The organism is Streptomyces mayteni (genome assembly GCF_054783955.1).
In genome coordinates this window covers 10,876-25,705 of the sequence record NZ_BAAGPR010000113.1, presented here as the reverse complement: position 1 = coordinate 25,705, position 14,830 = coordinate 10,876, and the positions used below count along the sequence as shown (strand labels likewise).

The 14,830-nt window shown below is 72.8% G+C and carries 16 protein-coding genes and 1 tRNA gene; 9 read left to right on the top strand and 8 right to left on the bottom strand.

All coding sequences use genetic code 11. The features are described from left to right. Together ACYVPE_RS33025 and ACYVPE_RS33020 are read right to left on the bottom strand one after the other, a co-directional pair. Nucleotides 1–1,065 (bottom strand): GTPase (locus ACYVPE_RS33025; RefSeq protein WP_461037473.1); only part of this gene is annotated, 1,065 nt, incomplete at its 3' end. After that, nucleotides 1,062–2,729, bottom strand: a complete 1,668-nt coding sequence (locus tag ACYVPE_RS33020) for a dynamin family protein (protein WP_461037472.1) — start codon at nt 2,727–2,729, stop codon at nt 1,062–1,064. The genes ACYVPE_RS33025 and ACYVPE_RS33020, both read right to left, overlap by 4 nt. Before the next feature lie 287 nt (nt 2,730–3,016). On the opposite strand from ACYVPE_RS33020, the gene ACYVPE_RS33015 reads away from it, so the two are divergent. The 3 genes from ACYVPE_RS33015 to ACYVPE_RS33005 all read left to right on the top strand — a co-directional run bounded on the left by ACYVPE_RS33015 (nt 3,017) and on the right by ACYVPE_RS33005 (nt 6,688). Next, a tRNA-Arg gene (locus ACYVPE_RS33015) sits at nt 3,017–3,089 on the top strand. 220 nt (nt 3,090–3,309) lie between these two features. After that, on the top strand, nt 3,310–4,134 hold the full coding sequence (locus tag ACYVPE_RS33010) for a TIGR04222 domain-containing membrane protein (protein ID WP_461037471.1): 825 nt from the start codon (nt 3,310–3,312) through the stop codon (nt 4,132–4,134). Nucleotides 4,135–4,312: 178 nt separating this feature from the next. Continuing rightward, nucleotides 4,313–6,688: a transglycosylase domain-containing protein gene (locus ACYVPE_RS33005; protein WP_461037470.1), complete on the top strand. Its 2,376-nt coding sequence runs from the start codon at nt 4,313–4,315 to the stop codon at nt 6,686–6,688. A gap of 16 nt (nt 6,689–6,704) precedes the next feature. On the opposite strand, the gene ACYVPE_RS33000 is transcribed toward ACYVPE_RS33005, so the two are convergent. Together ACYVPE_RS33000 and ACYVPE_RS32995 are read right to left on the bottom strand one after the other, a co-directional pair. Continuing rightward, nucleotides 6,705–7,007, bottom strand: coding sequence for a GroES family chaperonin (locus ACYVPE_RS33000; protein ID WP_132821121.1), 303 nt, complete (start codon nt 7,005–7,007; stop codon nt 6,705–6,707). 76 nt (nt 7,008–7,083) lie between these two features. Then, a complete protein-coding gene (locus tag ACYVPE_RS32995; protein WP_461037469.1) occupies nt 7,084–7,416 on the bottom strand; it encodes a DUF3618 domain-containing protein in 333 nt (110 codons plus the stop codon). Between the two features lie 148 nt (nt 7,417–7,564). Between ACYVPE_RS32995 and bcp the strand changes: the two genes are divergently transcribed. From bcp to ACYVPE_RS32975, 4 genes are all read left to right on the top strand, one after another. Then, entirely contained in the window at nt 7,565–8,032 is a 468-nt protein-coding gene (bcp, locus tag ACYVPE_RS32990) for a thioredoxin-dependent thiol peroxidase (RefSeq protein ID WP_461037468.1), read from the top strand. A 198-nt stretch (nt 8,033–8,230) separates the two neighbouring features. Then, nucleotides 8,231–9,010 carry an HAD-IIA family hydrolase gene (locus tag ACYVPE_RS32985; RefSeq protein ID WP_461037467.1) on the top strand — a complete coding sequence of 260 codons (780 nt, stop codon included), beginning with the start codon at nt 8,231–8,233 and terminating at the stop codon, nt 9,008–9,010. A 96-nt stretch (nt 9,011–9,106) separates the two neighbouring features. After that, nucleotides 9,107–9,733 carry a hypothetical protein gene (locus ACYVPE_RS32980; protein ID WP_461037466.1) on the top strand — a complete coding sequence of 209 codons (627 nt, stop codon included), beginning with the start codon at nt 9,107–9,109 and terminating at the stop codon, nt 9,731–9,733. Further along, entirely contained in the window at nt 9,730–10,377 is a 648-nt protein-coding gene (locus ACYVPE_RS32975; protein WP_461037465.1) for a class F sortase, read from the top strand. Before ACYVPE_RS32980 ends, ACYVPE_RS32975 begins: the two co-directional genes overlap by 4 nt. Here ACYVPE_RS32975 and rdgB read toward each other — a convergent pair. From rdgB to ACYVPE_RS32955, 4 genes are all read right to left on the bottom strand, one after another. Further along, nucleotides 10,358–10,969: an RdgB/HAM1 family non-canonical purine NTP pyrophosphatase gene (gene rdgB / locus ACYVPE_RS32970; protein ID WP_461037464.1), complete on the bottom strand. Its 612-nt coding sequence runs from the start codon at nt 10,967–10,969 to the stop codon at nt 10,358–10,360. The two genes, ACYVPE_RS32975 and rdgB, sit on opposite strands and share 20 nt — an antisense overlap. Nucleotides 10,970–11,009: 40 nt before the next feature. Further along, nucleotides 11,010–11,207 carry a DUF397 domain-containing protein gene (locus ACYVPE_RS32965; RefSeq protein WP_461037463.1) on the bottom strand — a complete coding sequence of 66 codons (198 nt, stop codon included), beginning with the start codon at nt 11,205–11,207 and terminating at the stop codon, nt 11,010–11,012. Between the two features lie 6 nt (nt 11,208–11,213). Beyond that, nucleotides 11,214–12,032, bottom strand: coding sequence for a helix-turn-helix domain-containing protein (locus ACYVPE_RS32960; RefSeq protein WP_461037462.1), 819 nt, complete (start codon nt 12,030–12,032; stop codon nt 11,214–11,216). A gap of 300 nt (nt 12,033–12,332) precedes the next feature. Beyond that, nucleotides 12,333–13,112: a helix-turn-helix domain-containing protein gene (locus ACYVPE_RS32955; RefSeq protein WP_461037461.1), complete on the bottom strand. Its 780-nt coding sequence runs from the start codon at nt 13,110–13,112 to the stop codon at nt 12,333–12,335. Between the two features lie 173 nt (nt 13,113–13,285). Between ACYVPE_RS32955 and ACYVPE_RS32950 the strand changes: the two genes are divergently transcribed. Together ACYVPE_RS32950 and ACYVPE_RS32945 are read left to right on the top strand one after the other, a co-directional pair. Then, the gene (locus tag ACYVPE_RS32950; RefSeq protein ID WP_461037460.1) at nt 13,286–13,744 is read left to right on the top strand and encodes a glycine-rich domain-containing protein; all 459 of its coding nucleotides are present in this window, start codon (nt 13,286–13,288) and stop codon (nt 13,742–13,744) included. Between the two features lie 91 nt (nt 13,745–13,835). Continuing rightward, entirely contained in the window at nt 13,836–14,513 is a 678-nt protein-coding gene (locus tag ACYVPE_RS32945; protein WP_461037459.1) for a class I SAM-dependent methyltransferase, read from the top strand. The last annotated feature ends 317 nt before the right edge of the window (nt 14,514–14,830 follow it).

Genomic DNA, 14,830 nt, shown 5'->3' with positions numbered 1-14,830 from the left:
CGGGGTGCCGCAGGCCCGGTCGGCGCGGCGCAGCCAGCCGCGCTCCGCGGCCTGCCCGGCGGCCGAGCCGCCGACGGCGGCGGCCAGCCGGTCCTCGAAGGTCTCCCTGGCGGTCGGCGTGAGCCCGGCCGGCGCCTCGGCCCCGTCCGCGATGTACAGCGGGCCGAGCCGGCGCGCCACGCCGTCCACGTCGGCGGCGAGCCGCCGGGCGGCGGCGGTCCTGGCGGCGGCCAACTCGCCGACGGTCTGGCGCAGTTCGGCCACCCCCTCGCCGGTGAGCGCGGAGACGGCGAGCACCCCGGCGCCCGGCTCGCCGTGCTCGCCGAGCGCCACCCCGCCCTCGTCGAGCAGCCGGCGCAGGTCGTCGAGGACCACGTCGACGGCCTCCACCGGCAGCCGGTCGGTCTGGTTGAGGACGACGAGGCTGACGTCGGCGTGGCCGGCGAAGGCGCGCAGATAGCGCTCGTGCAGCAGGGTGTCGGCGTACTTCTCCGGGTCGACCACCCAGATCACCGCGTCGACGAGGCCGAGCAGCCGGTCCACCTGTTCCCGGTGGCTGCTGTCCACCGAGTCGTAGTCGGGGAGGTCGAGCAGGATCAGGCCGCGCAGCCCGGGGTCGAGGACGTGGGCGCGGCGGCGGGCCCTGGCCGGCACGCCGAGCCGTTCGAGCAGCCCGTCCGGGTTCTGGTCGCGGCCGGCCTCCCAGGTGCAGGAGACGGCGGTCGCGGTGGTGGGGCGGCGCACCCCGGTCTCCGAGAGCTGGGCGCCGGCCAGGGCGTTGAACAGGGTGGACTTGCCGGTGCCGGTGGCGCCCGCGATGGCCACGGCGGTGTAGTTCCTCGGCAGCTTGTCGCGGGCCGCGGCCTCGTCGAGCAACCGCGCGGCCTCGGCGAGCGCGGCGTCGTCGAGGCGGGTGCGGGAGAGCCCGATCAGCTCGCGCAGCGCCCCGAGTCGCAGCCGCAGGGCCCGTTCCTCCTGGGTGCCCTCGGGCTCGCCCGCCGTGGCGGGCCGCGGCTCCTGGGTGGTCTCCCGACGGGTGCGGGTGATGGTCATGCTCTCCGTCACCGGACTCCTCCTGCCTCTCCCGCTCGTTCCCCCGCCGGCCCGGCACCGGTGTGCCTGGCGTGCACCACGGACAGCGCGGCGACCAGCTCGACCTGGGGGGTGGGGCTGATCTCCAGGTCGTGCAGCGGGGCGCCGCGCCGCTCCCGCTCGCCGTCGAGCACCCGCGCCACGCAGCCCCTGACCTCCTGGGTGCCCTGCTCGGTCAGCCGGGCGGCGACCCGGGTGCCGAGCGATCCGGAGAGCGTCTGCCTGGCCACCGCGCCGCCCTTGCCGCCGAGCAGCCCGGCGGCGAGCAGCGCGGCGATCTCCCCCTCGGCGCCTGACATCGACCTGCCGCTGCCGCCCTGGTCGGGTCGGAGCCCGACGACGACGCAGGCCTCCTCGGCCAACTCCTCGAAGCAGCGCCGCAGTCGGCGCACCTGGATGCCGATACGTTCCCGCACCCCTTCGGCCCCGTCGACGCCGCCGGCCGGCGCCCCCGGCTCCGCCGCCCAGGCGTCGGCGACGCGTTCGTCGGCCGCCGAGACGGCCTCGACCAGCAGCCCGGACAGGGCCCTGGTCAGCGAGTCGAGCAGCTCCTCGGGGCTGGCGTCGTGCGGGAACGCCAGCCAGTGCGCGCGGGCCTGCCCGGTGAGCAGCCCGCCGCCGGCCAGGCAGTCGCGGACCCGCTCGTCGGCCGTGGCGTAGGCGTCGGCGAGCCGCAGGTCGAGGCGGACGGCGGTGGCGTGCTGGGCGGCGCAGGCGCCGGCGAGCGCGCCGATCCTGGCACGCAGCGAGGCGACGGTGCCGGCGGCCGTGCGGGCGACGGCCCGGTGCCGCGCCTCGGCGTCGTGGCCGCGGCGGAACAGCCACTCGCGGAGCCCGGCGACCGCGGTGGCCGGCAGCAGCCCGGAACCGCCGCGGGCCGACTCGGGCAGCTCTGGCACGGTGAACCTGGGCACCCCGGTCAGGCCGGCGCGTTCGAGCAGCGTGTCGTAGTGCCTGGAGACCTCGGCGGCGATCTGGTGCGGCACCCGGTCGAGCACGGTGGCCAGCGTGACGTCGTACTCCCGGGCGCTGCGGAGCAGGTTCCAGGGGAGCGCGTCGGCGTAGCGGGCGGCGGTGGTGACCACCACCCAGATGTCGGCGGCGCAGATCAGGTCGGCGGCGAGGTCGCGGTTCTCGGCGACCAGCGAGTCGACGTCCGGCGCGTCGAGCAGCGCGACGCCGACGGGCACGGCCCTGGTGGTGTGCACGCCCAGGGCCCCCGCCGGCTCCGTCTCCCCCTCGCGCTGCCCCTCCTGGCGAGGCGCCACCACCCGGCCGAGTTGGGGCAGCACCCGCGGGCCCTCGAACCAGTGGCGGTCCTCCGGGTGGCAGACGAGCACAGGGGTGCGGGTGGTGGGGCGCAGCACGCCGGCCTCGGTGACCCGGCGCCCCACCAGCGAGTTGACCAGCGTCGACTTCCCGGCCCCCGTGGAGCCCCCGATCACGGCGAGCAGCGGCGCGCCCGGCATGCGGAGCCTGGGCAACAGGTATCCGTCGAGCTGCGCCAGCAGTTCCCCCCGCGACCGCCTGGCCCGCTCGGCACCTGGCAGCTCCAGAGGAAAGCGCGCGGCAGCGAGACGCTCCCGCAGTACGGTCAGCGCGTCCAGCAGTTCGGGCCGTGCGTCCAAGATCGCCACATGCGCAGAATGCCCAATTTCAAGCTATTTCCAAAGCATATTCCACCGAACGCGCCTCATTCCGGGCACCAGCCCCACCCCCCGGCATAACGACTGCGCAACACCCCTCACCGGAGCCCCCGAAATCGCTGCGCTCATCGCACTCGCCTGCGATTATCAGGGCTGCTTCACTGGATCTCCACACGAGGGTGTTGCCGTGAAGCAACCGGGACGAACCCCTTGAGGCCATATCCTGTGCGACGGCGAGGTCACCAGGGGGCTCCGTCCCGCGCCATGACCCACGACCGGCCCCCGTAGCTCAGTGGATAGAGCAGGTGCCTTCTAAGCACTTGGCCGCAGGTTCGAGTCCTGCCGGGGGCGCCCTACCAGGGGCGAGGATGTCCGAGCCACGCCGTGTCGTGGTGCGCGGTCCGTCTTCCGGGGGGAAGCCCTCGGCCAATCGATCTTATCTTCGACCCCTGGTGCCGCGCGGTGCCCGAAGCTCAGATGTAGCTCTGAACTCGGCGCGGGGACGGGTTCGGGGCGCGGTGGGGGGAAGGAAAGGGGCAGAACGCGGGGATACGGGGTGCGGGGGGACGACATGGGTGTCGTGATCGTCGGTTTGGTGGGGATCGTCGTCGTGAGCCTGGCGCAGCTGGTCGCGGTCCGGGCGTGGGCGCGGCGCGGGCGGCCGCTGGGTGGGAACACGTCGCTGCGGAGCGCGTACGAGCTGGCCTTTCTCGCCGGCGGGCCGGTGCGGGTCGCCGACGCGGTGGTGAGCGAGATGCGGGAGAAGGGCCGGATCACCGTGGCCGGTGACCGGCTGCGGGTGGTGCGGCCGGTCGCGGACGACGACCTGGAGCGGGAGTTGCTGGCGCACTGCGGTCCCGGGTGGGACGGTTCGGTCGGCGAGGTGGCCGCCGGTCTCGCCGGGTCGGACGCCGTGTGGGCGGTGAGCGAGGAGCTGGAGTCGCGGGGCCTGCTCTGGGATCTCGTGCGGTACGAGGCGTGGCGGCTCGCCGGCCGGGTGCACGACGTCGTCTGCCTGATCGTGGCGTTCGGGATGGCCGGGGCGCTGCTCTCTTCCGACGTGACGTGGTTCGGCGCGCTGCCGGTGTCGTTCCTCGGCGCCCTCGCGCTGTTCCTGGTCGGCCGTGGGCTCGGCGGCAGCCGGCTGACGCCGGTCGGGCGGGCCGCGCTGCTGCGGGCGCGGCGGAAGCGGCAGTTCCGGCGGCTCGACGAGCCGGCCCGCGCCCGCACCCGCGGGCACCGGATCAGGTCCACCACGTCGCACAGCTACGGCTACGGCTGCGGCGCCGCGGCGGGCGGCGGTTGGGACGGCGGCGGCGGCGCGGACGCCGGTGGCGGCGGTGGTTCCAGCTGCGGCGGCGGTGGGGGCGGCGGCTGCGGCGGAGGCGGCAGCTAGGGCCTGTCCTGCCGCCATCTTCCCGAGCTTCGCGGGGCCGCTCCTACGGGTGAGCCGCTACCGCCGTCCGGGCGATCGGCGGGCCGGGGCTCGGGGTCGCCGGCGCGCGGGTGCCCTAGACGGTCGGGTATGAGACGAGCGCACCCCAAGCGGCCCGGGTCTCGGGGCAGGTGAGCCGATGACCGACGGCGAGAAGAGCCGGCGCGGCCATCCGGGCCAGCACGGCCGCCGATGGCGCCGGCCGAGCTGGCCCGGGTGGCCGGCCAGGCGCGTCGGCGGGCGGCGCGGCCGGCGGCGGCGGCCGCGCCGGCACGGGCTGCGGCGGCTGCTGCCCACCTGGCGGATGGTGTTCGCCGGCGCCACGCTCGGCGTGCTCGGCGGCTCGGGGTCGCTGGCCGCCGCCTACCTGCTGGTGGACATCCCGGAACCCAAGTCGGCGGCCGCCGCGGAGGCCAACGTCTACCGCTACGCGGACGGTTCGCAGCTCGCGGTGGCCGGCGAGGTGAACCGGGAGAGCGTGTCGCTCCCCGAGGTGCCGAGGCGGGTGCGGAACGCGGTGCTGGCGGCCGAGGACCGGAACTTCTACCACGACCCGGCCGTCGACATCACGGCGATGGTCAGGGCGGCCTGGAACATGGTCCGCGGCGGGGACAAGCAGTCCGGCTCGACCATCACCCAGCAGTACGTCAAGAACTACTACCTGGACCAGCGGCAGACCGTCAGCCGCAAGGTCAAGGAGCTGATCATCGCGGTGAAGCTCGGCCGCGAGGTCAGCAAGGACGACATCCTGGAGGGCTACCTCAACACCAGCTACTTCGGGCGCAACGCCTACGGCATCCAGGCCGCCGCCCACGCCTACTACGACAAGGACGTCGACGAACTCGACACCGCGGAGGGCGCCTACCTGGCCGCGCTGCTCAACGCGCCGAGCGCCTACGACGTCCGGGTCAACCCGGACAACAAGCCCCGGGCGGTGGCCCGTTGGGAGTACGTGCTGGACGGCATGGTCTCCGAGGGGTGGCTCGACGAGCGACGCAGGGACGGGATGGAGTTCCCCGAGCCGCGCGAGGTCACGCCGGCCGACAGCCTCTCGGGCGAGCGCGGCTACCTGGTGGAGGCGGTGAAGCAGTACCTGGAGGAGACCGGCATCGCCGACGAGAAGCAGCTCGCCGAGGGCGGCTACCGGATCACCACCACCATCGAGCCGGAGCGGCAGCGCGCCCTCACCCGCGCCGTGAACGAGCGGCTGCTCGACGGGCTCTCGGCCGACGAGCCGCCCGACTCGTACGTCCGGGCCGGCGCCACCTCGGTGGACGTCGAGTCGGGACGGGTGGTCGCGATGTACGGCGGCCGGGACTACACCGAGCAGTACGTCAACAACGCGACCCGGCGCGACTACCAGGCGGCGTCCACCTTCAAGCCGATCGTCTACACGGCGGCGCTCGAGCACGAGTCGGAGACCGCGGACGGCGAACGGATCGGCCCCGACACCGAGTACGAGGGCGACAGCGGCCGCGAGGTGATCGGCCGGGGCGGCGAGGGCAGCGGCTGGGCGCCGGAGAACGAGGGCGGCGAGGACTTCGGCCGGCTCACCGTCGCCGACGCCATGGACCAGTCGGTCAACGCGGTGTTCGCGCAGATGGGCGCCGACGTCGGGCCGAAGCGGGTGCGCGAGACGGCGATCGGGCTCGGCATCCCCGAGACCACCCCGGGTCTGGACGGCGCGCAGGGCTCGATCTCGCTCGGCACCGCCGCCCCGAGCACCCTGGACGTGGCCGAGGCCTACGCGACGCTGGCCGCGCACGGCATGCACCGGGACGCCACGCTGGTCACCGAGATCACCAGGAACGGCGAGAAGGTCGAGCTGCCTGAGCAGCGCGCGGAGCGGGCCGTCTCCCGGGAGGCGGCGGACGGCACCACGGCGGTGCTGGCCGGCGTGGTCCGCGCCGGCACCGGCCGGGCCGCCGCCGAGTCGGACCGGACGGCCGCCGGCAAGACGGGCACCGCGGAGGAGGACCGGGCCGCCTGGTTCGCCGGCTACACGCCCGAACTGGCCACCGTGGTCGCGGTGTTCGGGCAGGACCCGGAGTCGGGCGAGCAGCGGCGGCTGCACGGGGCCGCCGGCCTGGACCGGATCAACGGCGGCGGGTTCCCGGCCGAGATCTGGGCGCGGTACACCCGGGAGGCGCTGGACGGCACGCGGGACCGGGGGTTCGAATTGGCGGGGGGCGACATCGGTCCCGACGACGCGGCGGACGAGCCCTCTCCCGAGGAGCGTGCGGAGACCGAGGAGCCGGCCGAGTCCGAGAGCCCCACGGAGCCCCGGGAGCCGGAGCGGACCGGCCCGGCGGAGCCGGGGGGCGGGAACGGGACGCCGGGCGGCGGCGAGCCCCCGGCGCAGACCGAGGAACCGGCCGGCACACCGGACCCCGGCGGGGACGGCGGCGGCACGGGCTCCCCGGACGAGGCGCCGGGTCGGTCGCCCGCGGCGATGCTCCCGACCGGCTCCTACCTCGTGCGGGTGCCGGTCATCGGGGTGGTGGGGTTCAGGTAGGTACCGTCCGGGCGCGCTACAGGTAGAGCCCGGTGGAGTCCTCGGTTCCCTGGAGGCGCTCGGCGGCGACGGCGTGCAGGTCGCGCTCGCGCATCAACAGGTAGGAGACGCCGCGGACCTCGACCTCGGCCCGCTCCTCCGGGTCGTACAGCACCCGGTCGCCCGGCTCCACGGTCCGCACGTTCTGCCCGACGGCGACGACCTCGGCCCAGTCGAGGCGCCGACCGACCTGGGCCGTCGCGGGGATGACGATGCCACCGAGGGAACGGCGCTCCCCCTCGGCGGAGTCGGCGCGGACCAGCACCCGGTCGTGCAGCATCCGGATGGGCAGCTTGTCGTGGGACGGCGCGGAAGAACTCACGTGATGACCGTATCTCAGGTGTGTGAAGCCGGAACTACCGGCGTCGGCGGCGGGCGGAGACCACCAGCAGGCCCACCGCGGCGACGGTCAGCAGCGCGATCGGCACCAGGCGGTCGAGCCGTGGGCCGCCGTCCTCCGAGACGACCTGCGAACGCACGCCGGTGACGGTGCGGTTGACGGCCTCGAGGGCCCGTCCGGTGGTGCGGTCCACGCTGGCGGCGGCCCGCGCCCGCACGTCGCCGACGATGGTGCTCGGGTGAACTCGGGTACCGATCTCGTCCAGCGCCCTGGCGAGGTTCTCCCGCCGCCGCGCGATACGCGCCTCGATCTCCGCCGGCGTCGCGGGTGTCCCGGCTGCCTCGCTCACGCTGCCGCCCCTTCCTCCTGGTCCGCTTGCTCGGCACAGTGTGTCAGCTCCGCCGGGACCGTGCCTGTCGGTCCCCCCGTTTAGGCTGGGTGGCGTACCAGCTCGCCACCGCGTCCGGCGAGCTCCGAGAAGTTCCGAGGGAGCCGCCATGAGCGCGCGTCTGCAGCCGGGAGACCCGGCGCCGGCCTTCACCCTGCCCGATGCCGACGGCCGTCAGGTGTCCCTGGCCGACCACGCGGGCCGCAAGGTCATCGTCTACTTCTACCCCGCGGCCCTCACTCCCGGCTGCACCAAGCAGGCGTGCGACTTCACGGACAACCTGGAGCTGCTCGCCACCGCCGGCTACGACGTGATCGGGGTCTCCCCCGACAAGCCGGAGAAGCTGGCGAAGTTCCGGGAGCGGGAGAACCTGCGGGTCACCCTGGTCAGCGACCCTGACAAGGCGGTGCTGACCGCCTATGGTGCCTTCGGCGAGAAGAAGCTGTACGGCAAGACGGTCACCGGCGTCATCCGCTCCACCGTCATCGTGGACGAGGACGGCAAGGTGGCGCGTGCCCTCTACAACGTCAAGGCCACCGGACACGTCGCCAAGATCATCAAGGACCTCGCCCTCTAGGCCCTGTCCTGCCGATCTTGCCGGGCCCGCGACGCCATACACGGCCACTCGCGGCGTTGCCGAATCGCGCGAATACGGGCAAGTATGAGCTGCGATCCGGCGCCTTGCGATTGACCGCGTCTGACGCCGCGGGCTGATCCGACAAGATCGACAGGACAGGACCTAAGCACCGCTGAGCACCGCTAAGGAGTCGTCGACGTGGCAGAGCGTAAGCCGATCGAGTCGTGGCTGACCGACATGGACGGGGTGTTGATCCACGAGGGCGTCCCGGTGCCAGGCGCGGAGCGGTTCCTCGCCCGGCTGAAGGAGTCCGGGCTGCCGTTCCTGGTGCTCACCAACAACTCGATCTACACCCGCCGGGACCTCCAGGCCCGGCTGTTCAGGATGGGCCTCGACGTGCCGGTGGAGGCCATCTGGACCTCGGCGCTGGCCACCGCGCAGTTCCTCGACGACCAGCGGCCAGGCGGCACGGCGTACGTGATCGGCGAGGCCGGGCTGACGACGGCCCTGCACGACGTGGGCTATGTGCTGACCGACGTCGCCCCCGACTACGTGGTGCTAGGCGAGACCAGGACCTACAGCTTCGAGTCGCTCACCAAGGCGATCCGGCTGATCAACGACGGCGCCCGGTTCATCGCCACCAACCCGGACCACACAGGACCCTCGACCGAGGGCGCGCTCCCGGCCACGGGCTCGGTGGCGGCGCTGATCACCAAGGCCACCGGCCGCGACCCGTACTTCGTGGGCAAGCCCAACCCGCTGATGATGCGCACGGGCCTCAACCTGATCGGCGCGCACTCGGAGACCAGCGCGATGATCGGCGACCGGATGGACACGGACGTGCTGGCCGGCCTGGAGGCGGGCATGCAGACGTTCCTGGTGCTGACCGGGCTGACCAGGGAGGACGAGATCGACCGCTTCCCGTTCCGGCCCTCGGCCGTGGTGGACTCGATCGCGGATCTCGTCGACCGGATCTGACCGACCGTCCGGGGCCGCCCCCCGTCTGGGCGTGCTGCGGATGCGGCGGGGCGCCGGGCGAGGGACCTTCGTGGTACCGACCCGGAGGTTCCTGCCATGGGCATCGCCACTCCCCTGAAGCTCACCCTGTGTGCGGCCACCGTGACGCTGGTGGCCACCGGTCTCGTCCGCGCGCCGGAGCCCGAACCGCCGGCCGAGGCCGCCGAACTGCGGGTGTCGCCGGCCGACGCCCGCCCAGGCGACGAGGTGGAGCTGCGGGTCAGCGGCTGCGGCGCGGGCGCCGCGGCGGCCAGTTCCGAGGGCTTCGTCGCGGACGCCAGGCTCGCGGCGGCGCCCGGCGGCGAGCTCTTCGGCGAGGCCCGGGTCAGCTCGACGCTGGCGCCGGGCGGCTACCCGGTCGAGGTGATGTGCGACGGGGCGCCGGTCACCGGCCGGCTCACCGTCGTCGCCGGCGGCGAACCGGCCGGCCAGCCGCTGCCGAGCGCCTCCGGCCAACCGGAGCACGGCGAACGTCCGGAACAGCCGGGCCACGGCGAACGTCCCGAGCACCCGGGCCAGCCGAGCGGTCCGGTCGGCGCGGGCGGCGGCGGCACCGCCGGCGACCCGCCGGAGGCCGGCGGCTCCGTGCCGCCCGCGCCCGCCGGTCTCGCCCTCGCCGCCGGCGTGGCGCTGGCCGCCGGCGCGGTGCTCGCGCTGCGCCGGCTGCGCCGCGAGTCGAGGTGACGCGCGGCGGCAGCCGGCTGTTCCCGGCACTCACCTGGACGCTGGTGCTGCTCGGCATCTGGCTGTGGGCCAGGGAGGTCACGGACGGCGGGCTGCCTGGCGGCGCGGCGTTCCCCTGGGCGGTGGCGGATGGCGGCCAGGACCTGCCGCCGGCCGCCAGGCCGCTCGCCGGCTCCGCTCCCCCGCGATCGGTGGAGATCGAGGCGCTCGGCGTGCGCGCCGACATCGTGGAACGCGGCGTGGACGCGTCCGGCGGGGTCGATCCGCCGCCGATGAGCAGCCCCGAGCTGGTCGGCTGGTACGGCGGCGGGCCGACGCCCGGTGCGGCCGGCTCCTCGGTGCTCGTCGGGCACGTGGACACCGAGCGGGAGCCCGCCGTCTTCTACGCGCTGAGCACGCTGGAGCCGGGCGCCGAGGTGCGGGTGGAACGCGCCGACGGCGCCGTCGCCGAGTTCACCGTGCGCGGCGTGGACGTGGTGGAGCGCGAGGAGTTCGACGCCGAGCGGGTCTACGGTGCGCGCGGCCCGGGACAACTGGACGCCGAGCTACGGCTGATCACCTGCGGCGGCACCTTCGACCGGGAGCGGCAGAGCTACTCGGCGAACGTGGTGGTCTCCGCCTACCTCACCGGGACGACGACGTGAGCGCGGCCAGCTCGGCCGCCAGCGCGCGGAAGGCCCGGCCGCGGTGGCTGATCGCGTTCTTCTCCGCCGGGCTCAGCTCGGCGCAGGTGCGGGTCTCGCCGTCCGGCTGGAGGATCGGGTCGTAGCCGAACCCGCCGGCGCCGGCCGGGGCGTACCGCAGGGTGCCGCGCAGCCGGCCCTCGGCCACCCGCTCGGTCCCGTCCGGCAGCACGAGCGCGGCGGCGCAGGCGAAGTGCGCGCCCCGGTGCTGGTCGGGGACGTCGGCGAGTTGGGCGAGGAGCAGCTCCAGGTTGGCCCGGTCGTCGCCGTGCCGGCCGGCCCAGCGGGCGGAGAAGATCCCGGGCGCGCCACCGAGGACGTCGACACAGAGCCCGGAGTCGTCGGCGACGGCCGGCAGGCCGGTGGCTGCCGCGAGGGCGCGCGCCTTGAGCAGCGAGTTCTCGGCGAAGGTGACGCCGGTCTCCTTGACGTCCGGCAGGTCAGGGAAGGCGTCGGCGCCGACGAGCTCCGTGTCGACGCCGGCCGCTCCGAGGATCGCCCGCAACTCGGTGACCTTGTGGGCGTTGCGCGTGGCTAGTACGAGTCGCTCCATGCGGCTCATTATCGTCGCGCCGGGGCCGGGCGGCGGCGAGTCAGCTCCTGATGGACTCCACGAATGCCGCCCACGCACCGGCGGGGACAACAAGCGCCGCACCGGGGTTCTTGCTGTCACGGACCGGCACGGCACCAGGGAAGCCGTCGGCGACCTCGACGCAGTTGCCCCCGTTGGCGTTGCTGTGGCTGGACCGGCGCCACGACGCACTGTGCAGGACGATGCCGACGGATCGCATGGTCTCCTAGTCCTTCAACAGATTTCGAATGAACTCAAGGGACTCGGCAGGTGGCAGGGCCGCGTCCCTGAGTCGATCGTAGAACAGCTTGTACTGCTCGACCTCTGCCGGTTCCTCGATCAACTCGCCGGAGGTACTGCCCTCCAGGTAGGCCACATAGACGCCGTCCGGCATGCCGAGAATGGTCAACGATCCGCCGAGCAGGTACTGCAACCCGGCACCGAACGGCAGCACCTGGATCACGATGTTGGGCAGTTCCGCCATCTTCACCAGGTGCTCAAGCTGACGGTTCCAAGCAACGGGATCCTTGAGACGGCGACGCAGCGCGGCCTCATCGAGGATGACCCGCAGTTGCAGCGGATTGCCCTCACGGACCAGGACCACCTGCCTGTTCAGCCTCGCCTCGACGTCCTGCTCCAGCTTGTCCTCGCTGACGAGCCCCGTGCCGAGCTGCTCTCGCACGTACTCCTCGGTCTGAAGCAGGCCAGGGATCGTGCTGGCCGAGTACTCGAAGCGGACACTCGCCTCGGCCTCCGCCCGCATGAACTGCTTGTAACGCCCCGGATATGCCTCGTCCTTGGCCAGCAGCCACAGGTTCTGGAGCATGCGCTTCGTCCCGTACACCTCGTCCAGGCGCCGGGCCGTGCCGAAGTCGCCGAGGCGTTCGCCGCGCTCCAGCTTGCTGAGGTAGGACCTGTCGTAGGTCGTGGCCTCCGACAGGTCCCCCAGCGACATGCCGGCCTCCTCGCGGAGTCGGCGCAGCTCTTCCATGTACTTGCGTCGCGCCGGAGCCACCTGCTCCGGCTCCGCCTTACGTGGCGCCATCAACGCCCCTTCCGAACATGCGTGCGCATGCGCCCGCCACACGGGCCACAGCTCTCCCCTGGCCAGCGGCCTACCCACCCGGCAAAACTTGTAGTCATCCCATTACAGGAAGACACCATCCCGTGCCCCAGCAGCAGTAACCCGCCACGTCCAACTCCTCAGCGCCGCCCGGGACATGAAACCGCAAGCACTCGGGATCAGAGTTCGTCCAGACAGCGCGAAGCCCCGCCCGGCCGTGCTGTCACGAAGTAGCCGAACGGGGCGCTTGCCTGGGGCAGCCTCTTGGCTTGAGTGACCCCGTCAGTCCGGCGGCTGGCTGTACCTCTCCAGCGTCGCTTTGCTCGTGGACCGGTCCTCCAGTCGCAGTTCCCAGGGGCCGGTATTCACGTCGAAGTCCTTGCCGAAGCCGACCCACTTCCCGACCATGCGCCGTCCGGTCGGCTCGACCAGGAGCTGGATGGCGCCGTGGTAGCGGGCCCCGTTGTAGTAGCCATCTGCGGCAGTCTGCTCGACCCAGGTACCTGTGACCACGTTGCGATCAACGGTCAGGTCCAGCGTGAGTGCGCTGTCCGGGTTGCTGCTCGCCCCGGGCAGACTCTGAACGGTCAGCCGGCTCCCGTGCTGGACCATCACCACGTAGTGCCTCCCTTCGAACGAGTCGTCTCGGCTCGATGAGAAGAACTCGTAGCGACTGAGCCACACCCCCGAAAACGTCTCCTCACCCGGCTGCACGGCCGACTGCGCGCCGACAGCGGCAGGTGCTACACCGGTTACACCGATCTCCATGTCATGTCCTCCCTTCCCGTCCGCGTGGACTCGCGCCATCGGCACCGGAAGAGCGAACCCCAGTGCCTCGACCGGACGGCCAGTGACCCGTTCCAAGGCCCTGGCGTACACGCCCCGAGGCGTCTTGCTCGTGCCGGACTCCCAGCGCTGCACCAGCCGCTTGGAAGCTTCGTTCGGCTCCCCCAGTTCCACACCTGCCCGGCGGAGCGCCTTGGCGAAGTCGTCTTGGCTTAAGCGCAGGCCGATACGTACGGCCCGCAGCACATCATTCGGCACCACGGCGGTCGTCGTCATGACGTCAGAGCTAGACCGAACAACCGAGTAATGACACCGGTTTGACGCCCCGGCGAGCGTCGAAGACATCCCACTGAGTGACGCCCGGGCGACGCCCGAAACGCCGTCGTTCCGACCGACCGGCCGCGGGAACATCGCTTCATCAACCAGACCGGGCATAGGAAGGCACAGACGTGACGATCACCGACACGACGAAGACCGTGTACGACCTCATCACCCCGGAGCTGAAGGGCGACCTCATCACGATGGTCCGCGAGGACTCCTGGCCGGAGCTCACCGACGAGCAGGGCGAGCGCGGCGTGAACCAGGTGGTGGCCTTCCTCGCCGTCGCGGCGAACTCCACTGAGCGGGTCACGCCCAGCCTTCGCGTGGACCTCTTCTGGCACGCGCTCGTGCTCCACACCAAGCAGTACGCCGAGTTCTGCGCGGCACTCGGCTCCGGGTTCATCCATCACGTCCCCGACCGCGGCAACAGCCACAACCCCGCCGAGGGACGAGCCGCGATGCGTCGGACGGCCGAGCTGATCCGATCGGCCGGCTTCGACGCGGACCCGGAGTTCTGGCCGATCAACGGCGCGGCCGACTGCACCCAGAGCTACGCGGGCTGCTCCGACAGCCCCGTGGTCAGGTAGCTCCGCCGCAAGCGGAACGACGACCCGCCAGAGCTTCAGCCGCCCGGTATCGTGCCGGGCGGCTGTCGCCGTGAACGAGAACGGACAGGTAGTGACTGACTCTCGGAGCACCGCATGGGACACCTACTCGCAGAGCAAGCCCCAACGGCGGAAGACCAACGCCAAGGGCGAGACCACATGGTTCAACTGGACCCAGTACCCGGACCACGGCCCGGGGGTCGACGTGCTCAACCTCAACCGCGGAGACAGCGTGCTCGACCTCGGGTGCGGGTCTGGAGGGAACGCCGCTCACCTCGCGACGCTCGGCATGAAGTCCGTAGGGGTTGATCTCTCCGCCCAGCAACTCGACAAGGCAGGCGAGCGATGGACCGGGGTGGACGGGATGGAACTCCGCCAGGCCGAGGCCCTCACCTACCTCGGAGAAACGTCCACGATCTTCGATGCGATCTACAGCGTGTTCGGTGCTGCCTGGTTCACCGACCCCGGCCTACTGCTGCCGACCGTTCACGCGAAACTCAAGCCAGGCGGAGTGCTCGCCTTCTCCCAACGCCCCCCGGTCGAAGGGTGCTACGGCTGCCAGGCGTCATATATCCCGCGCGGGCCCGGGGAGGACCCCGCCGTCGTCAAGCGGTGGGACTACGAACCCGAGGTGTGGGCGCAGATGCTCAAGGAACACGGCTACGTGGACGTGTCAGCGTCCGTGCTTGCCCCGCCTCCGGGAAGCCGGCGCACGGGCACCCTGTTCGTCCGGGGCGTCCAGGGAGGCTAGGGACACCAGCGGTGGGTACTCCAGCCGCCGCGCTTTGCCCCTGGCGGGGCGGGCCCGGCCCGAGGCGGCTGCGCCGCCGGGCCGTTAGTGGGCTGCCCGGCCGCGCGCTTCGCGCGGAGATGGCCGGCCCTGGCGGGCCGCCCCCGTGGCGGCTTCGCCGCCGGGCCGGCGGCCCGCTGCCGCGCGAGGCCACCTGCCAAGGGCGGGTGGGTGGGCGCGGCACGGCCGCAGGCCGGACACGGCCGCAGGCCGGACACGGCCGCAGGCCGGACACGGCCGCAGGCCGGACACGGCCGCAGGCCGGACACGGCCGCAGG